Genomic DNA, 21,316 nt, shown 5'->3' on the forward strand with positions numbered 1-21,316 from the left:
CCCCTCTTGTAATGACAAGATATCCTTCAAGGCCTTTACTCAATATTGTCTCATCACAAGAAATTGAATAAGATCTTATATCAGATATAATTACACCTCTTTCTTTGTTCCGTTTTTTCCACCTTTGAAAAAGGCACAGGGCTACTTTTGCTATACCAATCTATGATATAAAACTAAAATTGTGATTTGCTGATAAATGGAAAAACCCTGAATATTTTTCCGTAGATGCAACCTCACAAAATGAACAACAGATTAATATGAGACTAACAACACTACTTTTCACATTGGCTATGGTGGCTACCTTACAGGCGTATAGCGCTAGCTCCGATAAACCCAACATCGTGCTGGTCATCACCGATGATCAAGGCTATGGCGACTTAGCATGTCATGGTAATCCGTGGATCAAAACTCCTAATATCGACCAGTTATACACTGAAAGTACTCGTCTTACCAACTTCCATGTGAGTCCTACCTGTAGCCCTACACGATCTGCTGTCATGACAGGACACTACAACAACCGGACAGGTGTGTGGCACACTATCTCTGGCAGATCAATGCTAAGAGACAACGAAATCACTATTGCTCAGGTATTATCTGACAATGGCTATGCGACAGGAATATTCGGAAAATGGCATTTGGGGGACAACTATCCATTTAGACCTGAGGACAATGGTTTTCAGGAGGTGGTTTGTCACCTTGGCGGTGGTGTTGGACAACAACATGACTATTGGAACAATGACTACTTCAATGATGTCTATGTCCACAATGGTAAGCAAGAAAGATACGAGGGCTACTGTACTGATGTATGGTTTGAAGAAGCGACTAGATACATCGATGAAAAAGCCGAAGAGGGTAAGCCATTCTTCGCATACATCGCCACTAATGCGCCACATGGCCCCTATTATGTTGACAATAAATATGTAGAACCGTACAAAGACAATAAAAACATCCCCAACCCGATTTTCTACGGCATGATTGCTAATGCTGATGAAAACATTGGTAAACTTCAAAAGCATTTGGATGAAAAAGGGCTAGCAGATAATACCATCTTTATATTCATGACCGACAATGGCACCGCAGGTGGTGTCAAAATGAACTGGAAAACGAAAGAAGTGACTGGTGGCTACAACGCAGGTATGAAGGGAAAAAAAGCCAGTGAATATGAAGGAGGTCACAGGGTTCCTTTTTTCATAAAGTGGCCTAATGGTAACTTACCAAAAGGGAAGGATATTGATTACTTAACAGCACATGTTGATATGATGCCTACCCTATTAGAAATGGTAGGAATAGATTATAAATCTCCGGTTCCTTATGATGGCACTAGCATCATAGACGCTATCACTAAAGGAAAACAAAAGAAACTGGAGGATAGAATTTTAGTTGTAGATAATCAGCGTAAGGAAATTCCATTGAAGTATAAGCAATGTGCTACCATGCAAGGACCTTGGAGAATGGTCAACAACAAAGCGCTGTACAATGTATCTGATGATCCAGGTCAAAAATTAGATATCAAAGATAAATACCCTAAAAAGTTCAAAGAGCTTCAACAAGCCTATGAGCAAACTTGGGCTGATTTAGAGCCTACATTCGCTAATACTCCTCACTTCCCACTTTGTCACGAAGATGAACCAGTGACATTACTAAGAGCTCATGATGTCCACCTTGATGAAAAAGATGGACACAAATCTGTTCCTTGGAATGCTGAAAAAATGCGAGCTGGGTTCAAGACCTATGGTTATTACGCAGTCGAGGTTTTGGAATCTGGCAAGTATAAGTTTGAGTTGCTCCGATGGCCTCCAGAAGTCGAAGCTCCATTGACAGCTGGTCTTCCTATCAAACCAGCAGTGCCTGGCACTACGGTAGTAGCTTTCAAAGAAGGTGTCGCTTTACCAATAAAAACAGCTGGTGTGATTATAGATGGTCTAGATGTGTCTACTGACATAGATCCAAATGCCAAAGCCGCAGTTATGGAAGTAGAACTTAAAAAGGGAAAACATCAACTTAGAACTTGGTTTGCAGAAGAAGATGGTAAGCGATATGCTGCATTCTATGCTAGAATCACAAAACTTTAAGCACAAACACATGAATAAATCAATATTGACATTGATAATAGTATCATTATCATATTTAGCTCAAGCTGGATTGGGTAGTGATAAACCGAACTTTATTTTCATCCTGACAGATGATCAGCCTTACAACTATATGGGCTTTACAGGTAATGAAGTAGTAAAAACTCCGAACTTAGATAAACTATCTTCTGAATCTGTATTTTTCAACAATGCACACGTCACTAGTGCGATCTGCACTCCTAGTCGAGTTTCCATTCTTCTGAGCCAATACGAAAGAACTCACGGTGTCAATTTCAACTCTGGGACTTCTGTAAACGATGAGGCATGGAGCATGTCTTACCCAGTAGTCATGAGAGACAATGGCTATTATACAGGGTGGATTGGCAAAAACCATGCGCCTATTGGCAAAGGAGGATATCAAAGTGGTGTAATGGAAAAGAGCTTTGATTACTGGTATGCAGGGCATGGACACCTGAGCTTCTACCCTAAGAAAAGACACGATATCTTCAAGAATGCAGAATTTGATACGCAAGTAGAAGTCATCGACGAAGGTGTTCAGGACTTCCTGACGAATGATCAAAAACTAGACGGTGCAGTACAGTTTTTAGGAGCACGCCCATCGGACAAGCCATTCATGTTATCCATTTGTTTCAATCTCCCACACGGAAACGGTACGGGAAGTATGAAAATGAAGAAAACAGATGATGAGATTTACAAATCTCTATACAGAGATCAAGAGATTAAGCTTCCCAACAACTACGTCGCCAAAGCGGATATCAAAAACCCAAAAATACCTTCAGATGTACTTAGAGCGGAGCAAAGACAAACTGGTTACAACTATTCTGACACGGAAGAAGATACTAAAGAACGTATGATCAGGATGTATCAGGCCATGACTGGTATTGATAGAATGGTGGGCAACTTATTGGCTACTTTAAAGAAAGAAGGTCTGGATAAAAATACTGTTATCGTTTTCACCAGTGATCATGGCCTTTTCATGGGTGAATTTGGACTCGGCGGAAAGGCGCTTTGCTATGAAGTAACTACACATGTACCCATGTTCATCATGGATCCAAGAATGCCTAAGAAGTATAGAAGACAAACAGACGCTCTTGTATCTACCATCGATATTGCTCCTACTATGCTAACCCTAGCAGGAATACCGATCCCGTCTTCATTCCAAGGAAAAGACTTATCGTCATTCCTAGAAGGAGACAATGATAGTCCTCGTGAGTATACATACACGGAAAATCTATGGTCTACTCAGTTTGGAAACCCTAAAATCGAAGCCGTACAGGATAACGAGTGGAAGTATATTAGATATTATAAAAATATCTCCTATCCTGCTACTGAGAAAATCAGAATCGCTAAAGAAATGAAAATCCCTGTCAACAAAATGCTTTATGCTGTTCATGACAATGAGATTCCTTTCTACAGAACTTTAGCAGAGTCTTCTCTTCAAGGACAAGAACCTGACTATGAAGAGCTATTTAATTTGAAAGAAGATCCTGAAGAGGTGACTAATCTAGTGAGTAAAAAGGAATATGAAACTAAACTTAAGGAGATGAGAGCTGTATGGAAAAAAGAACTAACCGCAGCTCGAGGAAAAGGAACTCCTAAGGTGTTTAGATATACCGCGACGAGTAAGTTGGAAGCAGGTAATGCTGGTACAGGTCATTAAAAATTTCTAATATACTGTCTCAAAATTAGACCTGTCTGGACGAACGTTCAGAGGCCTTAAATTTTGAGACAGTATTCAACTACCATCTGAAAATACCCCCAAGAATAGAAGAAGACTTTTTAAACTTCTTAAGTTCTTTCTCAAGTCTTTCACCCCTAGGGTTAACAGCGATAATATTACCATCTCCGTCTAGTAAATAACTCTGCGGGATACTTCGGATACTATAAGTCTTAGCCGCGGCACTTTTCCAGCCTTTCAAATCAGATACATGCGTATCCCATACCAATCCATCTTTTTCGATTGCTTTTTCCCACGCTTCCTTTTTCATGTCTAGAGATACACTATAAATCGTGAAGCCTTTACCATTTTCAAACTCTACATCCTTGTACTCATTGTACATTCTTACCAGCATTGGGTTTTCTTTTCGACAAGGCTTGCACCATGATGCCCAGAAATCTAGCAATACCACCTGGCCTTTAAGAGAGGATAGCCTTACTTCCTTACCATTCACATCCTGAAGAATGATATCGGGAGCTTTTTCACCCTTTTCAAGAGCAAAAGCAGCTAAACTCAAACAAAGTGTAAAAAATATGGTATATGCGTATTTCATAATAAAAAGGATTATCTCTCGATCTAGGCATAAACTTAGTCAATGAATGAAAGAATTGTGCCAGAGTGGAAGTGATATTAAACGTAACACGTCTTTGTTGCATATTAGAAAGTATTCTAAAAAGATGATTATTTGTATAGCAGACTCTATGTAATATTGAAATGCAATTGACAATATGAGATATTCTGTACTACTAATTATTAGCCTCCTGACGCACTGGTGCATCGCTCAAGACTACACCGTATTACTCAACGATGTCAAAATCGGATCATACCAAATATCATCGACCCGTTCAATAGACTCTGTCAAAACCGAAACGCAATATTTGATTGAGATTTTTAGACTAGAAGACACTATTAGGTATAGCCAACACCAAGTTTATCTTGAAGTAAGTGACACGCTCAGATCTTTCAAACAATCAATTACTGTCGGTACTGACTCATTTCCATCTCAATGGCTACAAGACTCCTTATTAGTTTTAGGAATAAAAGGCATTCAGAAAACCAGCACTAACAGCCTAAAAAAAATTGAAGACTCTATAGTCTACAGCAGTATCTATGATCAAAACAGCCAACCTATCAAATGGTCTAGAAAAATTACAGACTACAAAATCATCAATGCGAAAAAATATTGGGTAGTAAAAGACTCTTCTACATTTCAATCTTTGACCTCGATCTACGATCGTAATTTCAATCTATACAGCAGTGCCTTTCTGTCTCCTATGGGGGTCATGAAAATAAGAAAATCAATCCCCAAAGACTCCATTAATTCCTTGTATGAAAAACGGTTCTATGAGGTTATTCCGTCGAACCTTTGGCTACCTGACCCTAGTAACATCAACGGCATAAATATCAAAATCACTTACGATAGCCTCATTGAGGAAAAACAGCTTACTGACAATAGCTTCAGTCCTGTCGATCAAACTAGAATAGAGGAATTTACTGCGTTCAACAACTGGGTACAGCCTCTTCCCAACAGTCTTAGAAAATTGACAAACCCTATCCGGCGAAACAAAATTGCTTTTGAACAAAAGGTATATGAGCTCATGAAGCTAATTAAGTCAGACAGTACTATATCCAATGAAGGGTTGATGTTAATGCGTATGTCACGAACCCTTTACCTTCCTACTAGAATAGTATTTGGATGGGTATACCATAAGGCTGAATGGCACCCGCATCAATGGATTGAAGTAGGCCTCGATGGAGAATGGAAAACCTTTGACTTTGAATTTCCAGAAGCATCTACCTCATTGCGGCTCATCGGCAGTACAAGTTCACTGGCAAACGGTCCAAATGAACTGATGAATTACCGTAAACCAACTGAAATTCGAATCGATGAATTTTTATATCTACGAAAACCTAGGAGAATCAAAGACAATAACGTCGTTTCCTATCTAATGAATGAATACATCAACAAAAGCTTAGGCATAAGGTTTGAGCTACCAGAAAGGTTCGTGTTAGTAAAATACAATGATCCTAGTGTGATAGAATTCTTCAAAGGGGACGAAGATGAGTCTATCAGAATACGGCAACTCGATAGACAGGAAGTAGAGAGCTTCTTACAAAATCAATACATCGATTTAGACTCTAAAGATCAAATGATAAAAGATGATTCTCCGGTCAAAACACAAATAATACATAGACAAGGCGATAGTTTCATCCTGATAGAAATTGAATCCACTGAAAAAGAAAACATCTATAGCAGCTTGATGAAAAAGAACTTAAATTTTGAATTTTAATCCATCATGAAAGAATTCCTTCAATCCTTTGAAATTCTTACTTCAGATGAAATAGAATCTTTTATATCCCTCCTCCGTCCCAAAACTGTAAATAAAGGGAGCTACTATATCAAAGCAGGCCAAGTAGCTAAGGAAGTCTCATTTATTCAATCAGGAATAGCACGATCTTTTTACTATTCTTCCACCAGTGAAGAAGTTACCTATTGTTTCCGATCCGAAAATTCATTTTTAGCTGCTTACTCATCGTTCATTTCCCAAACTCCGACATCTGAGAATATTCAAGCTCTGACAGACCTCAAGCTGTTGAGCGTTTCATGGCAAGAAGTCAAAAGACTGGAGGCTACTAGTCCCAATTGGCTCAGAATGCTGAAACACCTAACAGAACTGGAATACATAGACATGGAAGCTAGAATATTCCAACTACAAAGAGAAACCGCAGAAAAGAGATACCAAGATCTACTCAATAATCAACCGGAGTATCTTAATATGATCCCACTGAATTACATAGCCTCTTATCTCGGAATCACTCAAAGACACCTAAGCAGGATTCGCAAAGGCATATCGAATTAGACATATGTCCTTTTTCTTAGTAAGCAATCATCGTTGGTTTGCTAGAAAAAAGAAGACATGAAAAAGATTCTTATCATCAACGGCCATCCAGATCCTGAAAGTTATAATCAAGCACTATTCGAAGCTTATAAGGAAGGGCTTAAGACAGAAGGCTACTCATATTCTGAAATATCAATTGGAAGCCTGAACTTTAACCCTAGCCTAGTTCATGGCTATCGCAAACGAACTGAATTAGAACCTGATCTCAAGGAATCAATAGCCAAAATCAAAGAAGCTGACCATATCGTATGGATATTCCCTATGTGGTGGTATGGCTACCCTGCGATTATGAAAGGTTTCATTGACCGTACATTTCTACCTGGTATCACATACCAACCCATCGAGGGTAAACCACTTCCTAAAAAATTACTTGAGGGTAAATCTTCTAGAATAATCATTACGGCAGATTCTCCACGCTGGTACGAAAGGCTTTGGATGGGTAGTCCTGTTACTAATCAATTCAAAAAAGGAACCTTGCAGTATTGTGGTATCAACCCTGTGAAGGTCACCTATATCGCACCTATCAAAAACTCCACAATCGAATTTAGAACTAAGTGGATTGAGAAAGTGAAAGATTTGGGAAAGAGCGGATTATAGTATTTACTAACAAATCACGACTCGAATCAACTTTTATTCAAGTCGTGATTTTCATTTAGATCTAGCAAGCAAAAAGAAAAGTATAGAAAGGACGAATGTGATCGGTGTGAAAATCATAGCTTCCAAGGAGTTAAGAGAAAAGAGATTCCCGACAGTATTAAGAGCAAAAAGCCCTACAAAAATCCACAGAAAGACTGTGACGAGCACTGGAGAGAGGAGTTGATTGATGAAACCGACCTTCATCGATACTATAGCTATCATTATCAGATTGATGGCTATCGAAAACAACTCAAAGGCATACATTTCCTGAACCGTCTTCAGCCTACCTCCCCAAACCATGTCAAATGGCACAACACCTGTAACAATACTTAAATGAAACAAGAGCACCAGACTAAGAGTACTGATGATAATTTTAGCTATTTGAGATGGAGTCATGACTAAGTAAAAGATGATAAGCGTAAAATTCCCTGAACTAATCAGAGAATTTTACTTAACCTATTATCGCATTGCGATAAAATTACCAGTCTTTTTTCTTCTTCCCTAGAGCAAACGAACGAGATATATTAAAGCCAAAAAACAAATCTCCTTCTCCCCATTCGCCAGTAGTTTCTGCTACAAATCCTTTTTCAATCATTGCTCTAGAGTTGGAGACATGAAGTTGAAATACATGCCCTCCAGTCTCTATATCTACTCCTAAAGATAGCGCGTCAGTATAGTCATCAGTGTTATTGAATTGAGGATAATACTCGACATTGAAAGAAACCCTTGGTGTGAATTTGTATCTACCTCCTACCCCTAGAGCTACTACGTCATTAGAATCATTAGCAGTCACTACCAAATTTCTATGAATAAGAGTAGGCATGAGTTGAAGCGATAGTTTGGAGTTAAATTTTCTAGCCACTAGAAGCTGATACGCATAGGAAGTCTTCTGCGAAAAGCTATAATCATAGTCAGGATCAGCAAAAGCATCTTTGTCTGTCTTGATTGCCATACTCGCAAAACCTGTGACGGTTACTGGCACTCCTGAAGTCTGCTGAGACAGAATTTTATACTTGAGATAACCATCTACAGTCTTTTCGTACGACGAACGACCAATACCTACCATAAGATCATCTGTCACGCCATACTCCAATCCCAAACGAATCTGTGCATCATCCAGTCCCCAAAACTCTTCTACTCCAGAGTTGATTGCGCCAAACCTGTGATTGATCACAAAATCCAACGTATTTTTATCCAGTGTCCTCACCGTTTGTCCACTTACTAATCGAGAAGCTTTGAAAGTACTCGTTACTTCTTTGGACTCTTGTTTTGTATCCAGCATAGACATCAAATCATCCTGACCATAGGCTGATACAGCACTAAAAAGTGCCAGTGCTAAAACTATTTTTTTCATTACTTGATTGGTTCGTATTCGAAATGTACAGTGACTTCTATTTTTTCAGCAATGTTATAAAAGACTGCTTTAGGAATCTTGATTTTGTGATCCTTCAGTTCTATCACAAACTTTGCATCGACCATTACTTTATCATTGGTCTTAGAAATCTTACCTTCGATTTCCCGATTTTGGGTAATTCCATGTACATCTAATCCACCTTTTGCCGTGGCAGTTTGAGATGATGATAGACCTTTCCAATCTTGAAGCTGAGCCTTAAAAGTAGCTGTCGGATAGTCTTCTGTCTCCATATAGTTTTCATTGAAGTGCTCCTGCATCAATTTCTTGTCAAATTGAAATTGATCAACAGGAATAGAGAATACTATTTGTCCCGATTCAGCATCAAATACACTTTGAGACTGCGAATTAACAGCCTCAATATTCTCCATAGGTGCCTCTGAAAAGAAGTGTACTTTCGAACTAACAGACTTGTACTTCTGAGCATCTGCTACAAAAGCACCCAATAGTAGAAAAACTAATAATACCGCTCTCATTAATCTAGCTCTGCTCCTTGATTTACCCATGAGACTATAATATCTCTTTCTTCAAATGAAAGTGTTCTACCTATTGGCATTCTACCACTAGTAACCTCTATTTTGATCTGATTAGCATCTGCTTCAAAATTTTCATCCTTGGTATAATTAGGAAGACCAGTTCCTCCAACATGACATCCCGATATGGCACAGTTGGTACTGACGATTGGACTTACTTCAGTCTGATAACTAATAACCCGATCCTCTCTAGTAATAGTCCCTGGTTGAGTAATTCCTAAATCCTCCTCGTTTTCTGAGGAACAAGCAGCACATACTAGTACTGCAAAAAACATAAGTGCTAAGTTCTTTTTCATATTTATTAATTGATTGCAATAATTAAATGGAACTTCTAAGAAATTCAGCGATGCCTCCTTTATCAAAATATGAATAATTGGAAGCTGGTTGATCACTAAGTATTTTTTAATCGCAGGGCGATAGCCCATTGGGTCAAATTCCCCAACTCTAAGGTCGAGGAATCAAATAGCTAAGATACCCCGTCGCTTTTCGTCGGGGAGCTTCAATTGCTAAGAGCTCCATCGTCAACCCAACAAGCAATGAGGTCAATTTGTTCCGAAGAAAGGGAACCTCTGTCGGCTGGAGGCATCGATCTATTTTGTGTTCTAGACTTAATCTCATCAGCAAACGACTGTACGTTACCAAATACTGATAGATTGGGGCTTCGTCCCCCTGAAGAGTGACAACCAGATATCGCACAATTATTTATGATAATATCAGCTACTTGAGCATCATAGCTTACTCCGCTGAGTACTTTCACCTCCTGAGTAATCTGGCAATCTGCTTCGTCCTTCACCATCAATTCATAGATTCCTGCCTCTAGATTAGAATAAACAGCTTCAGTACTAAAACTAGCTCCTTCTAAACTGTATTGAATTTCACCAGTACCTCCTGTAGCAGTAGCCGAAAACCCTCCAGTACTACCTCCACAGCCAGCAGATGCATCAAGAGAAATGTTAAGACTAATGGCATCTTCTGACGGCTCCACTGTCACCGACTGAGTGGCTTGGCAACCTACTTTGTCTTTTACGGTAGCGGTATAGTTTGAGGCTAACAACCCGTCAAATTGACCATTGGAATTACTTACACCATTTAAGGTATAGGTGTATTCACCTTCACCTCCACTGGCAGCTAGAGAGACTGTACCGTTGGCGTCACAGTCTGCCTGAGTGGTGCTATTGACTGCCAATGACAAACTTGATTCACTACAGTCTACTTTGATCTCATCTTGATCAGACGAGTTTTCGTCTTCGCATGAACATAAAAGGGCTAATACACAGGCTAAGGAATAGAGTGTTTTTTTCATCGAATGTTAATTTGGGTCTTAGTTGTTTTAACAAAAGTTGGTCAACCAAGTTAAATTAACTCAATTAATTCGATGTTGTATCACGAAGGAATGGAAATGTTGGTAATTTTTGAAGGAGTGTCTTGTTTAGGATTATGATCCTAAATACTCCATGCTATTTTTTTGATCGTTTACGAAGCAAGGAAATTTTTCCCAAACTCCATTTTCATTATTACTTTTTGATTTAGCAGTATGGCAATCATAGATATCTGAAGATAAATCTTCAGAAAGAGCAGGTCGCTCACTAGAGCAACTATACAATGCAGAAACGCTGATTAGAGCTAAAAAAAGAAACTTCATATGTTTACGAATTGTTCTTCAAATTGAAAACAGTCAAGGTTCGTAAAACGTTCAGAGGTAAAATAAATTCCCCTGCACTAGGGGGAATTGGAATAAATCGTAAGGTTATGCCTAGCGATTAAAGTGCGGCGATCTTCATCAAAACGCCGCAAAAATAAGCTGCATAGGTGCCTAAAGCATATCCCAACACAGCTAATAATACTCCTACAGGTGCTAGAGAAGCATTAAACGCTGAAGCAACAACTGGCGCAGAAGCCGCACCTCCTACATTGGCCTGACTGCCTACAGCGATAAAGAAAAATGGAGCTTTGATTAATTTACCTACTAGTAGAAGCAACCCTATGTGAACCAACATCCAAACTATACCTAGCAAGAATAGTTCAGGAGCATCTAGTATGGCCAAAACGTCCATTTTCATCCCGATGGTAGCAACAATTATGTAAATAAATACACTTCCTATCTTGGAAGCTCCTGCTCCTTCGAGACTACGATATCTCGTGAATGACAAAATTAACCCAACTGTGGTAGCTGACACTACAATCCAGAAAAAAGTGCTCGTCAAACTCGAAAATGGGTTTTCAGACTCGGATAATGATGGAAATAATTCAACTATGGCTGGTGAAACATAGTCTGCGATCCAATGTGCCAACCCTGTAGCTCCAAACCCTATGGCTAACATCATCACCAAATCATTCAAAGAAGGAATCTTAGCAATACTTGCTCTGTAAGTTTCTAACTTTTGTCTGATATCATTGATAGAGCTATCATCCGCTTGTAACCATTTGTTGATTTTCTTATTTTTACCCACGCCTATGAACAACAGTGCCATCCATATATTGGCTACTAATACGTCTACAGTCACCATCTTGGAAAACATGACATCATCGACTTCAAAGACTTCTTTCATCGCAGCTTGATTAGCACTTCCGCCGATCCAACTTCCTGCCACGGTAGTCATACCTCGCCACATATCATCCAATGATCCTCCTACTACATCTGGCGCTATTGCTGCAAATAGTAGTATAGCCAATGGACCACCTAGTACGATCCCTGCCGTACCGGTCAAAAACATAATGACAGCTTTACTTCCTAGACGCGAAATTTCTTTGAAGTCTGTTCCCAAGGTCAACAGAACCAAACAGGCTGGCAACAAATACCTTGAGGCTACAAAATATAATTTGGACTGATCTCCTGATATGACACCAAGAGAATTGAATACTGACGGAATAAAATAGCATAGTAATACCGCAGGAACTACTCCGTAGAACTTCACCCAAAATGGATGTTTAGAGCTATTGGTTTTAAATATGGCTCCTAGGATGATCATCAATAGTCCAAAAACCACTGCGTCATTCGTGATCAGCACTTCTTTCATTTGTTAATATTTTCTATTAGCTGGCTATATTGAATTCACTATTCTCAACCAATCAATTCTTAGGTACTTAATTCTGGTTTCAGGGTTGGCTGTTTGTCATCTCTTTAATCACAGCTGCCATTTCACTTAATATCATGGCTGTAGCTCCCCAAACAATTCGACCGTCAAAATCAAAACATGGGGCTTGGATCTTCATATTTTGAGAGACTTTGACTGGTGCGAATTTACGATTCTTATCGTCAATCAAATCAATTTCATTGATATCAAATACATCGACGACTTCTCTCTGGTCTGGTTGGTAGAGTGGTTTGCCTTCTGTAATTCCTATTATTGGCTTGATATTGAAGTTGCTAGGGGGAATGTATATATCCGAAAGCTGCCCGATTACTTCGATAGCATCTGGTGTCACACCTATTTCTTCATGAGTCTCTCGAAGTGCGGTCTCTTGAAATGTCTCTTCAAGTTCTTGCTTGCCACCTGGTAAAGCTATCTGTCCACTGTGCGTCCCGTTGTAAACAGGGCGCTGAATCAAGGGAAACTGCCATTTATCTTGGTGATAATGCCATAAGATCAATACGGCGCTTTGCTTAGGAATTTTGCCAAGGCTCATTTCCGATCTTTGTTCTGGACGAATGGGGTCCATTTCCATGTGAGCAGATTCTCCTGGTAAAATTCCATCTAACACCTCTATCAACCCTTCTACGAATGCTTCTTTTTCCATATTCTATCTAGGTGGCAATTGTGGGTAAGGTATCACCGATTCTATTAATAATTCTACTCCGCTTCTAGTCATTAGCGTAAGCGTAATAATAATGACACTCACTACTATAGATACGCCAATATTGTTTTTTATAATCTCTTCGAACTCCTTGATAGGGGTAATCTTGGAATACAAAATGGTACTCAATAGTCCAATAACCAGTGCAAAGACATAGGCTATAGCGATAAACACAAATCCATACCCTAGATGACGTGAGATCACTTCAAAGGCTGAACCGTCTGCACTTGATAGTCTATAGGAGGACATCAATGGCTGAATCACTCCACTGACCAAATATCCTACGCTGTACAGTATGGCTGCGGTATAGATACTGTATGCGAGATTTTCTTGTTCTTGTATGTGATAAAACCGCTGGCCTATGAGCTTGACCAGTTTATAGGTCATTGCTAGTATCACTACACCAATACTCAGCGCAGAAATAATCTCAACCAATCCTAATATTGCTAAACTACTGTTCATCTATTTGTATTTTCAATTACATATTCACTCGAAACGGAGATTTTGAAACTTTTGTCTTCACACTTGATCATAACAGTTCGGATGTTTTAAGGGTAAATGGTGGTAAGGCTACTTTCCAATAATCCAATACATTCATGGACGGTGGCAGCATTCCTACTGACCAACCGGTAGCAGTAGTCTCCCAAAAATAGTATTCAATCCCTTGATATCGAATATGGTCTCCTGTCACGGGTAGATCTATGGCTATCATAGCGTGTGCGTATTCTCTACTGACTACAATAATCGGTAGATAATCAAATTTCTTCAACAATGCATATAGTAGCACACTTCGGGTATCACAGTCTCCTTTCAGTGTATGCATGAACTCTGACGGCGCCAAAATGCCAAACTTTTGTTCCCCTATGCACCTTCCTCTGTACTCTCTCAGTTCGTAATCGGTACAAATCTCTGTACTGACAAAAGTATATTCGATGTCTTGTACGAAGTTCACGATCAATTCAGCAGCTTCTACTCTACTCAATTCTTTCCTATTGAAAGTTTCTTCGAATAGGTTGGCCAATGAGTCTACCATCCATTGATCTCTGGTCACCAGCTGCTCATAGATCTCTCCCCAAAAATCTTCCATTGCGGTTTGATATGGATATTCTATTTCTTCCTTTACTTTTTGAGACTTGGCGTTGATGGATTGGTATGACCAATAGCCTTCGCAATATCCTTTGGCATTGGATACCCAGTCACGACGATGATAGACGTCTTGGTCTTCATCGACTATACTTTCTTCCATACAGTATTCTTCATATACATCAGTAGTGTAAGAACTTTTCAGACTATGGTAGGCATTGTATGCGAATAGCAATACGAATATGATGTATATGTAGTGCTTGGTTTTCAAGTGTATATATAGCGTTTGGGACAAACTTAGAGCAATATTCTTTATCTTAGAAGACAAGCCTTTAAATCCCAATGGACGAATTGCCCGCGTATATTAGTTTGGTTTTTGTGGTGACGACAGTTGCTACGGTTCTATTCGTGTACTATGCTGTCAGAGCTACCGAATCGAAAAGGTCGCATCTCGCTTCCTCTATTACTCTTGGATGTATCTTAGTATGGATGGGAATCACTTACTTCTTAGCCGATTCTGGTTTTTACAGAGCCTTTGAGGCGATGCCTCCTAGAGCGATTTTCGTTATTACCCCACCAGTTTTTGCTATTGTCGTCTTACTACTGATCCAACGAACTAGGGGCTATATGATGCGCATTCCGATTACGATCCTCACGTATCTGCATATCATCCGTGTACCTATCGAGATGGTACTTTGGTGGCTGGCGCTTCGGGGTATGGTTCCTTTTCTGGTGACTTTCGAAGGGATCAACTATGATATCTTATCTGGTGTATCTGCTCCATTCATTGCTATATTCTTTGTCGGGATCAAGCGCCAAAACCGTATCGGGGCGATTATTTGGAATCTAGCTGCCTTGGGTCTTTTGATCAATGTAGTCTTTCATGCTCTTCTGTCCGCACCGACACCTTTTCAACTATTTTCCTTTGACCAGCCTATGCTAGCGGTTTTTTATACGCCGTTCATTTGGTTACCTGCCGTGGTGGTTCCAGCAGTGCTTTGGAGTCATTTGGTAGGTTTGATTCAGTTGATCGGTAGGGAGTCTTAATTTCCACACTTCGGATAAATAACCCCTGAAAAACCTCACTAAGAACCAGTGATTAACAACATTTAATTGGTTCTATCTCATTTTTTATTGGTTCTGAGTCATTTCCGAGTAGTACTATTTTATTTTACATTCGTCTTGAGTGAATTTAGAACCGTTCTCAGTCATTTTTTAGTGGTACTGAATGATTTCTTAGACGTCCTTATTCATTTATCAGCAGTACTCAGCCATTTTCTAGCAGTCCTTAGTCGATACTTATAGGTTCTCAATCAATAAATAGCCTTTCTGAGTCAAGTTCTCACTGTTCTTGAGGCGCCATGAATAAGTTGACAGGTTTTACATTAGATAATAATTAAAACATGACACACTTTACTGAATAGCCCCCCTCATTGCCTACGTTTAAACATATCTAAACACATAATTGTATCTCATTGATCCAAAAAAACCACAGAACAAATCTCCTGTGGTTTACCTCATCGTCCTTTATCTGTAAAGGAAATAGTCTACTGGTTATGATGTTGTTGGTTACTATTTGATAAAACAATGACTTTCTAAGACATCGTAACTATTTCAGACTGGTAAGAATCAATCCGTTCCCCAAATACGAGTTACGAATTGAGCGGAATCGATAAAAGGGTTTCTGTTGTTTTGTATTAGATATACAGCATTATTCCTTTTGGTTTCCTTTTCGCTTACCGGATCACCCTTATGCCAATCCAATAGTAGATCTACATACCAATCTTGAAAAGAGGTAGAATCATTTCCTGCCAAGACATATTTGGCTTCTCCATTATTAGCCCAGCCTGCTATTTTATCCTGATAACAAGTAGCCATATAAAAATATGTTCTGGCAAAGTCACCTTTATACTTATCTATTGGCTCGAATACGACAATATCACTACCTAATATTTTATTCGTAGATGCATAGCCTTTTTTACTACCATTTTGAGATAACGGAGGGTTTTGCTCAGTTACTTGATCATAAGGGACATTTCCTCGCAAATTATTTATTTTAACATCAGTAGGGTATATATGAAACAGGTCAGTGTACATAGGAGAGTTTTTCTTATTACCAAACCAGCTAGCTGGAAAAGAGTGTTCCCTGTTATAACATTTACTATTTTTATTTTCTCCACATTGATCTATTTGGTATTTGTAATAAAACGGATTAGCTACAGTATTAAGAGGTGGAAGAGTATACATGTCGATGATGGTATCTTTTCTTGTATCTGTCTTTTCAAATGCAGTCCAAAGATCATTGTATTTCAATTTTTTGTGCTTGTTTATAATGTCGTACAGTGAAGTTTTTAGCTCATAGCCTGTTTTGCCTATAGTCCTATCATAATATCCTAATGGTGGCTGTGATTGACCGAATCTGGTGAGAATCGTGATTAATATTAATGGTCCAATTATGTTTTTCATGATTTCAATATTTATAAGTTTTAAAAGTTGGTTTAACAATAGATTAGTTAGAATCAAGCCCACTTTATGGTATAGAGTTCGGCTATATTTTTGGGTCTAGTTTCCTTTCCTCCCGTTGATCCAGTAGAAGTATCTCCTTTAGTCACCAAGTCCATAGCTGTATCTCCGATGGCCTTAGCAGATAGTGAAAAACCTATGCTATGATGATGTTCTTTGAATTGGTCGAGCTCTTCAGTTCCGACGTTATCTCCTGTTACTTTTGATTTTCCCCAATTGGTTCTATTATAAGCGTCAGGGTCTGTTCCAGAGCCGTTGTCCCATGATCGACTAAAATATCCTCGCATGTCGGGTAGATAGGATCTTTTATTGTCACCGTAACCAAACCGGCCATTCAATACGGAATCGAGACGAGAATATCCTACTGCTAGCTCCTCAGATGATTCGCAAAGTGATAATTCTTCTGCAGGCGGCGTTTCTGTTGAGAGGTACTGCTTTCGCTCTCCTATGAATCCTTCTACTATACAAGGATTCGTGTCAACTGCCACCGTACCTATATTGGCGTATGCACATAGAATATCTATCACTACATTTTCAGTACTCGTTTCTATTGACAGTGTTAGTTCTTCAGCGTCTGAACTCACCTCAATCTGCGTCACTAGAATACACTCTCCTGTAGTCTGCGCTAAATGCGATTGAGTAATAACCCCATCAGAGAGAGACAGTGATATGATAGTCTCAGACTCTAGCTTTAAATGAGCTTGGGCTGTAACAGTTTGCCCTTTTAAAGTTTCCTCCCATCTAGGAAATTCATTGATTTCCTGTGAGAGCTTAGTCTTTTCTGTACTAGTCTCTATCCTGCAGGAATTGTTTTCCTGATTAAGACCAATTTGACCATTCCCTGAGTAAACCCACCCATCTGGATGCCCATACTCTGCTGGAGAAGAAGCTACTCCCCTATTGCTGAAGTACAGAAAATTATAATTATAGACTAAGTTTTTCTGTCGAATGGCGAATAACAACGCCTCCGCAGTGATATCGTTTTCTTTCATTGTATTTGTCTTAAAATGTTGTGTAGATAGTGTATTCTGATACATAACCTGAGGTTATGATAGTGCCCGGATTAGCTCCGAGCACTACACATTGTTATAATCCACAAACTTTAGCAGCTGTTATTTCAATGAACAGACCAAGTATTGTCCGAATTAAGAACAACGTTCATCGTATATTGATTGACAGGAAAGGCGATTTCCTGAGCTGTAGAAGTAACCTTCTCTATATCCAAAACTTCACCCTGCTCGAAAGAACCAAACACTATCCAGTACTTAGGGTGTGGCGTGAATTGTAGTTGCATGTTAGGCTGAGAACTAACTACAAATGTACCACTGCCTGACATACCTATTCCTACAGAAGTCTGATTTGGGGTTACAGTTCTCTTTTGATAGACATACAAGCTACCATCCTCTGGACCAGCAGTTTGGTTATCAAAAGTGTAGGCATCTAGAGAGGTATCTTTAAGGAAATCTACCGCATTGTTATTGGAAAGATCGGCATCCCAAATCTGCGCAGCTTCATACTTCACACCTGGTATTAGGACTCCTTGTCTTGACCATGTGAAGTTGTAATTAACATCCCAATTGAATTTTACCATAGTCGTTGGCAGTGCTGACTTTGCGAACCATGCTAATGACAGAACATCATGCACTCCCAAATTGGGGTCGGTTTGAAAAACACAAGCATTCCCTCTTTGTGAAGAGTTGTTTTTGAAGTTTAATGTATACTCCATGATTATTAAGTTTATTATTCCCTACTCATAAGGCTTTTCAGGGGTCGCCTCCTGTATTTTCTCCTACAGAAAAGAGCGTTGATTTAAGTGAGTTCTGCTCCACTATCTTCATTAGCTGCTGCCTATCGACTTCAGCTGGATGCGCATCGTTTAAAGACATTTCAAAATTCTTGTATTTCCTCCCTCGAAAATTGTATCCTATTGACCAATGAATTACACTTTGTTGCATAGCAGTTTTTTGGGTTTTAAAGCCTCCAATTTCTAATAGAAAACAGATGACGGGTGATTATTAAAAACCTTGAAAGATTGAAAATAAGGTTATATTAATAATCCATGTAATACTGACAGATAGTCTAGTTTGCTTCCCTTTTTTTTATAATCTGAGGGACTATTACCAAATAACTGTTTAAATGCGTGACAGAAATGTGCTTGATCAAAAAAACCTGCCCTAATGGCAATTTGTGCAATCGAATAGGGAGAGTGCATTAACTGATCAGCCGCATATAACAATCGTAACTGTTGTTGAAGTTTCATGGGAGTAATCGCTAATGCAGCTTTTAACTTTCTTATTACTTGCGAAGGACTCATATAAAGTTCTTTGGAAATAACTTCAAGTGCAATAGCCTCTTTATCAACAGCGTTGATTAGCAATGCAAATAGTTTATGAAGCCAAGCTCTCTGATGTACAAATAGTCTAAATTCTTCATTATCATCTACTAAAACTTCTATAGACCAAATAAATCCGCTTCTGACTTTATTCTGTAGTCTGAGGGCTCTATAATTGGTAGGGCTGCAATGAAACTCCTGATAAAATGCTCGCCAAAAGCTATTGTAGCTTAAAAAACCACATGATATTGCTACCTTTTTGACTGGGTCACTACTAACGGATAAGCGTTGAGATGCATTATGTAGTTTTAATTGACGAATTCTTTTGCCAGGGGAAACTCCATCAAGTTCAATGAACTTTCGGGAGAGTTGAGAGCGGCTCAACTTCATACATTCCGCTAGTTGTTCTACCCCAAAATACGGATCTGAGGTTCTGTCTTTAATAATAGCGTATATTTCATCTAAGAAACATACTTCAGCTTCCTCTATCAGGGAAACCAATTCATAGTTCTGGTTGGATGGCATGTGCTCTGGGTATAGAGCGACTCCCTTAGCTAATGCCCTGATTATACTTTCAGTACACACATACTATGGTGGTCGCGAGATTTTAGATTTAAATCTCTTCTCCAGCTAGCCTTAAAAATTGTAGCTAGTAAGCGTTGTCATTGCTATTTGTATATGTGACTATCTTGTAATACTGCCGAACTAAAAAGTAGCAGACAACAGAGTTGTTGTCATGCTATATGTAGGTATAGTTGAACCCTGCTTAAATATTATGTCAAGATTGTTTTTTAAAATTGAGATCCATGAATTATTAGTAGTATGCGTGCTCGGTGATATCATCTGGAAGGGCGATTATATTTAGTAGTGAAATGAATGTCTCTGCTAATGACTATAGTATCACATAGTACAACTATGAGGCCATTTAAGTTCTTATCTAAGCAAGCTCAGAATAACTAAACAGATTTCTATAAAATTTGGATTTCTTGCCCCCCCAATCAAATGATTCCGCTACAAAACACAATATCTAAGTCAATAGAATACAATCCTAACTATAGTTGGTTTCTCAATTTTGAACTATGGTTTTCAAAGCTATTTACGATCAAGGGGGTTGAGAAAATAGTGACTATTTTCTCACTTGGCAGTAGTTAAAATTATGGTGTAGGGCTTCTGCCAAAACCTGATCAAAATACTCTAAAGTGGTAGAGAGTAGGTAGCTTAATAATGATTGGGTTGTCGGTGTTAGACCTAGCAACACATTAATAGAAAAAATCAAGCCGTACATAACGGCTTAAAAATGAATGTGCGCTGCAATGGAGTCTAGTACTGACAATTTTTTCACTAACCAATCTTAATGGAGGAGCTAAATTGAAATCCTGTTCAAAGATTTTTAACTGCATTCAAGTAGCAATATCTCATATAGTTTTCTTAGATGCTTTTTTTGTATTGTAGTCATACATCAGAAGTCCTATTTCTACTTCATTCAAAGCTAGAATAAGCTTGCCCTCTTCATCCCATACGGCTGATTGACCACAGCAGTCCATACCGTCGTAGCGCCCTACACAGTTAGACATCATAATTGGAATTTTATACTTCTTAGCTACTTCTGGGTAATATTTATAGGCCCTCTCTGTAGCATCTCGATGTTTGGCAACACTTGCCATATAAATCTTAGCCCCCAGACTCAAACATGCTTCTAGATGCTTCTCCTTCATCGATTCATAGCATATAGCAGGGGTTAAGAATATACCACTTACTTCTATTCCTACTTGCTCTGTTCCTTCTATGAAGTATGGTTCTTCATCTTCATGAAGATATTGTTTTGAGTATATGACTTGTTCCTTATTTGGTTGGAATATGACCATACTTATAGTAATTCCTCCAAATACTCTTACAGGAATACCTGCACAAATTGTGATATTATATTGATCACTAAGACTTTGTAATTCTTTGATTTCTAATAATTCACCACTTACAGCTTCTTTATCGGCTAGTTTAGGTTCATATCCTGTCATTGACAGCTCTGAAAAAACTATACAATCTGCGCCTTCTTCCGCTGCTGATTTAATCCAAACTTTGTGATCTTCAAGATTCTTAGTTCGATCGTTTAAAATGGGCTTTGTTTGAGCAACGCAAATGATCATAATATCAAAATCTAATAACTAGTTATAAACACATCGAGTGATTTGCTTCCTAAAATAGAGACAAAATATACAATCACAAACGCCTTAATTGTGTAAACAAAAAAACCACAGAAGAAATCTCCTGTGGTTTACCTCATCGTCCTTTATATGTA

The 21,316-nt window shown here is 38.8% G+C and carries 23 protein-coding genes; 6 read left to right on the top strand and 17 right to left on the bottom strand.

The genetic code is table 11. The annotated features are described in order from the left end of the window. The first annotated feature begins 257 nt into the window (after positions 1–257). Together DKG80_RS07965 and DKG80_RS07970 are read left to right on the top strand one after the other, a co-directional pair. Positions 258–2,072 (top strand): arylsulfatase, encoded by a 1,815-nt coding sequence (locus DKG80_RS07965; protein WP_109830782.1) that lies wholly within the window; start codon positions 258–260, stop codon positions 2,070–2,072. Positions 2,073–2,082: 10 nt separating this feature from the next. Continuing rightward, positions 2,083–3,750: a sulfatase-like hydrolase/transferase gene (locus DKG80_RS07970; RefSeq protein ID WP_109830861.1), complete on the top strand. Its 1,668-nt coding sequence runs from the start codon at positions 2,083–2,085 to the stop codon at positions 3,748–3,750. 79 nt (positions 3,751–3,829) lie between these two features. On the opposite strand, the gene DKG80_RS07975 is transcribed toward DKG80_RS07970, so the two are convergent. Then, positions 3,830–4,360 (bottom strand): peroxiredoxin family protein, encoded by a 531-nt coding sequence (locus DKG80_RS07975; protein ID WP_109830783.1) that lies wholly within the window; start codon positions 4,358–4,360, stop codon positions 3,830–3,832. A 175-nt stretch (positions 4,361–4,535) separates the two neighbouring features. On the opposite strand from DKG80_RS07975, the gene DKG80_RS07980 reads away from it, so the two are divergent. The 3 genes from DKG80_RS07980 to DKG80_RS07990 are packed head-to-tail and all read left to right on the top strand — an operon-like array spanning position 4,536 to position 7,304. Beyond that, the gene (locus DKG80_RS07980) at positions 4,536–6,098 is read left to right on the top strand and encodes a transglutaminase domain-containing protein (RefSeq protein ID WP_109830784.1); all 1,563 of its coding nucleotides are present in this window, start codon (positions 4,536–4,538) and stop codon (positions 6,096–6,098) included. Between the two features lie 6 nt (positions 6,099–6,104). Beyond that, positions 6,105–6,668, top strand: coding sequence for a Crp/Fnr family transcriptional regulator (locus DKG80_RS07985; RefSeq protein WP_109830785.1), 564 nt, complete (start codon positions 6,105–6,107; stop codon positions 6,666–6,668). 57 nt (positions 6,669–6,725) lie between these two features. Further along, positions 6,726–7,304: an NAD(P)H-dependent oxidoreductase gene (locus tag DKG80_RS07990; RefSeq protein WP_109830786.1), complete on the top strand. Its 579-nt coding sequence runs from the start codon at positions 6,726–6,728 to the stop codon at positions 7,302–7,304. Positions 7,305–7,355: 51 nt separating this feature from the next. On the opposite strand, the gene DKG80_RS07995 is transcribed toward DKG80_RS07990, so the two are convergent. The 10 genes from DKG80_RS07995 to DKG80_RS08040 all read right to left on the bottom strand — a co-directional run bounded on the left by DKG80_RS07995 (position 7,356) and on the right by DKG80_RS08040 (position 14,493). After that, positions 7,356–7,739, bottom strand: a complete 384-nt coding sequence (locus DKG80_RS07995) for a hypothetical protein (protein ID WP_109830787.1) — start codon at positions 7,737–7,739, stop codon at positions 7,356–7,358. Between the two features lie 82 nt (positions 7,740–7,821). Next, the gene (locus tag DKG80_RS08000) at positions 7,822–8,697 is read right to left on the bottom strand and encodes a DUF5777 family beta-barrel protein (RefSeq protein WP_109830788.1); all 876 of its coding nucleotides are present in this window, start codon (positions 8,695–8,697) and stop codon (positions 7,822–7,824) included. Continuing rightward, positions 8,697–9,230 carry a YceI family protein gene (locus DKG80_RS08005; protein WP_162555756.1) on the bottom strand — a complete coding sequence of 178 codons (534 nt, stop codon included), beginning with the start codon at positions 9,228–9,230 and terminating at the stop codon, positions 8,697–8,699. The genes DKG80_RS08000 and DKG80_RS08005 overlap by 1 nt, the downstream gene beginning before the upstream one ends. Next, positions 9,230–9,583, bottom strand: coding sequence for a hypothetical protein (locus DKG80_RS08010; RefSeq protein WP_162555757.1), 354 nt, complete (start codon positions 9,581–9,583; stop codon positions 9,230–9,232). Before DKG80_RS08010 ends, DKG80_RS08005 begins: the two co-directional genes overlap by 1 nt. Before the next feature lie 203 nt (positions 9,584–9,786). Further along, positions 9,787–10,590 (bottom strand): SprB repeat-containing protein, encoded by an 804-nt coding sequence (locus DKG80_RS08015; protein ID WP_109830791.1) that lies wholly within the window; start codon positions 10,588–10,590, stop codon positions 9,787–9,789. Between the two features lie 132 nt (positions 10,591–10,722). After that, positions 10,723–10,929, bottom strand: a complete 207-nt coding sequence (locus DKG80_RS08020; RefSeq protein WP_109830792.1) for a hypothetical protein — start codon at positions 10,927–10,929, stop codon at positions 10,723–10,725. A 118-nt stretch (positions 10,930–11,047) separates the two neighbouring features. Further along, positions 11,048–12,304, bottom strand: coding sequence for a DUF819 family protein (locus DKG80_RS08025; RefSeq protein ID WP_109830793.1), 1,257 nt, complete (start codon positions 12,302–12,304; stop codon positions 11,048–11,050). A gap of 79 nt (positions 12,305–12,383) precedes the next feature. Next, on the bottom strand, positions 12,384–13,025 hold the full coding sequence (locus tag DKG80_RS08030) for an NUDIX hydrolase (protein ID WP_109830794.1): 642 nt from the start codon (positions 13,023–13,025) through the stop codon (positions 12,384–12,386). A 3-nt stretch (positions 13,026–13,028) separates the two neighbouring features. After that, the gene (locus tag DKG80_RS08035; protein ID WP_109830795.1) at positions 13,029–13,544 is read right to left on the bottom strand and encodes a DUF350 domain-containing protein; all 516 of its coding nucleotides are present in this window, start codon (positions 13,542–13,544) and stop codon (positions 13,029–13,031) included. A 67-nt stretch (positions 13,545–13,611) separates the two neighbouring features. Next, positions 13,612–14,493 carry a hypothetical protein gene (locus tag DKG80_RS08040; protein ID WP_221409071.1) on the bottom strand — a complete coding sequence of 294 codons (882 nt, stop codon included), beginning with the start codon at positions 14,491–14,493 and terminating at the stop codon, positions 13,612–13,614. 161 nt (positions 14,494–14,654) lie between these two features. Between DKG80_RS08040 and DKG80_RS08045 the strand changes: the two genes are divergently transcribed. After that, a complete protein-coding gene (locus tag DKG80_RS08045; RefSeq protein ID WP_162555758.1) occupies positions 14,655–15,212 on the top strand; it encodes a hypothetical protein in 558 nt (185 codons plus the stop codon). A 582-nt stretch (positions 15,213–15,794) separates the two neighbouring features. Here DKG80_RS08045 and DKG80_RS08050 read toward each other — a convergent pair. The 6 genes from DKG80_RS08050 to DKG80_RS08075 all read right to left on the bottom strand — a co-directional run bounded on the left by DKG80_RS08050 (position 15,795) and on the right by DKG80_RS08075 (position 21,164). Then, positions 15,795–16,631, bottom strand: coding sequence for an HNH endonuclease signature motif containing protein (locus tag DKG80_RS08050; protein ID WP_109830798.1), 837 nt, complete (start codon positions 16,629–16,631; stop codon positions 15,795–15,797). Between the two features lie 53 nt (positions 16,632–16,684). After that, positions 16,685–17,680 carry a hypothetical protein gene (locus DKG80_RS08055; RefSeq protein WP_109830799.1) on the bottom strand — a complete coding sequence of 332 codons (996 nt, stop codon included), beginning with the start codon at positions 17,678–17,680 and terminating at the stop codon, positions 16,685–16,687. Positions 17,681–17,805: 125 nt separating this feature from the next. Beyond that, the gene (locus tag DKG80_RS08060; protein ID WP_109830800.1) at positions 17,806–18,414 is read right to left on the bottom strand and encodes a protein rhiA; all 609 of its coding nucleotides are present in this window, start codon (positions 18,412–18,414) and stop codon (positions 17,806–17,808) included. A gap of 37 nt (positions 18,415–18,451) precedes the next feature. Then, positions 18,452–18,643 carry a hypothetical protein gene (locus tag DKG80_RS08065; protein WP_109830801.1) on the bottom strand — a complete coding sequence of 64 codons (192 nt, stop codon included), beginning with the start codon at positions 18,641–18,643 and terminating at the stop codon, positions 18,452–18,454. 89 nt (positions 18,644–18,732) lie between these two features. Beyond that, the gene (locus DKG80_RS08070; RefSeq protein ID WP_162555759.1) at positions 18,733–19,545 is read right to left on the bottom strand and encodes a helix-turn-helix domain-containing protein; all 813 of its coding nucleotides are present in this window, start codon (positions 19,543–19,545) and stop codon (positions 18,733–18,735) included. A gap of 890 nt (positions 19,546–20,435) precedes the next feature. Beyond that, positions 20,436–21,164 (bottom strand): carbon-nitrogen hydrolase family protein, encoded by a 729-nt coding sequence (locus DKG80_RS08075; RefSeq protein ID WP_109830803.1) that lies wholly within the window; start codon positions 21,162–21,164, stop codon positions 20,436–20,438. Positions 21,165–21,316 lie beyond the last annotated feature (152 nt).

The sequence above is a fragment of the Reichenbachiella versicolor genome (assembly GCF_003171675.1).
Classification (GTDB): Bacteria; Bacteroidota; Bacteroidia; order Cytophagales; family Cyclobacteriaceae; genus Reichenbachiella; species Reichenbachiella versicolor.

What these genes read in the sequence shown, in the direction of transcription:
- DKG80_RS08045 (WP_162555758.1), top strand. Translation starts at nt 14,655, where the DNA reads ATGGGAATCACTTACTTCTTAGCCGATTCTGGTTTTTACAGAGCCTTT.
- DKG80_RS08060 (WP_109830800.1), bottom strand. Translation starts at nt 18,414, where the DNA reads ATGGAGTATACATTAAACTTCAAAAACAACTCTTCACAAAGAGGGAAT.
- DKG80_RS07995 (WP_109830787.1), bottom strand. Translation starts at nt 7,739, where the DNA reads ATGACTCCATCTCAAATAGCTAAAATTATCATCAGTACTCTTAGTCTG.
- DKG80_RS08020 (WP_109830792.1), bottom strand. Translation starts at nt 10,929, where the DNA reads ATGAAGTTTCTTTTTTTAGCTCTAATCAGCGTTTCTGCATTGTATAGT.
- DKG80_RS08015 (WP_109830791.1), bottom strand. Translation starts at nt 10,590, where the DNA reads ATGAAAAAAACACTCTATTCCTTAGCCTGTGTATTAGCCCTTTTATGT.
- DKG80_RS07965 (WP_109830782.1), top strand. Translation starts at nt 258, where the DNA reads ATGAGACTAACAACACTACTTTTCACATTGGCTATGGTGGCTACCTTA.
- DKG80_RS08010 (WP_162555757.1), bottom strand. Translation starts at nt 9,583, where the DNA reads ATGAAAAAGAACTTAGCACTTATGTTTTTTGCAGTACTAGTATGTGCT.
- DKG80_RS08025 (WP_109830793.1), bottom strand. Translation starts at nt 12,304, where the DNA reads ATGAAAGAAGTGCTGATCACGAATGACGCAGTGGTTTTTGGACTATTG.
- DKG80_RS08035 (WP_109830795.1), bottom strand. Translation starts at nt 13,544, where the DNA reads ATGAACAGTAGTTTAGCAATATTAGGATTGGTTGAGATTATTTCTGCG.
- DKG80_RS08030 (WP_109830794.1), bottom strand. Translation starts at nt 13,025, where the DNA reads ATGGAAAAAGAAGCATTCGTAGAAGGGTTGATAGAGGTGTTAGATGGA.
- DKG80_RS07985 (WP_109830785.1), top strand. Translation starts at nt 6,105, where the DNA reads ATGAAAGAATTCCTTCAATCCTTTGAAATTCTTACTTCAGATGAAATA.
- DKG80_RS07970 (WP_109830861.1), top strand. Translation starts at nt 2,083, where the DNA reads ATGAATAAATCAATATTGACATTGATAATAGTATCATTATCATATTTA.
- DKG80_RS08065 (WP_109830801.1), bottom strand. Translation starts at nt 18,643, where the DNA reads ATGCAACAAAGTGTAATTCATTGGTCAATAGGATACAATTTTCGAGGG.
- DKG80_RS07990 (WP_109830786.1), top strand. Translation starts at nt 6,726, where the DNA reads ATGAAAAAGATTCTTATCATCAACGGCCATCCAGATCCTGAAAGTTAT.
- DKG80_RS08075 (WP_109830803.1), bottom strand. Translation starts at nt 21,164, where the DNA reads ATGATCATTTGCGTTGCTCAAACAAAGCCCATTTTAAACGATCGAACT.
- DKG80_RS08050 (WP_109830798.1), bottom strand. Translation starts at nt 16,631, where the DNA reads ATGAAAAACATAATTGGACCATTAATATTAATCACGATTCTCACCAGA.
- DKG80_RS08070 (WP_162555759.1), bottom strand. Translation starts at nt 19,545, where the DNA reads ATGCCATCCAACCAGAACTATGAATTGGTTTCCCTGATAGAGGAAGCT.
- DKG80_RS07980 (WP_109830784.1), top strand. Translation starts at nt 4,536, where the DNA reads ATGAGATATTCTGTACTACTAATTATTAGCCTCCTGACGCACTGGTGC.
- DKG80_RS08005 (WP_162555756.1), bottom strand. Translation starts at nt 9,230, where the DNA reads ATGAGAGCGGTATTATTAGTTTTTCTACTATTGGGTGCTTTTGTAGCA.
- DKG80_RS07975 (WP_109830783.1), bottom strand. Translation starts at nt 4,360, where the DNA reads ATGAAATACGCATATACCATATTTTTTACACTTTGTTTGAGTTTAGCT.
- DKG80_RS08055 (WP_109830799.1), bottom strand. Translation starts at nt 17,680, where the DNA reads ATGAAAGAAAACGATATCACTGCGGAGGCGTTGTTATTCGCCATTCGA.
- DKG80_RS08000 (WP_109830788.1), bottom strand. Translation starts at nt 8,697, where the DNA reads ATGAAAAAAATAGTTTTAGCACTGGCACTTTTTAGTGCTGTATCAGCC.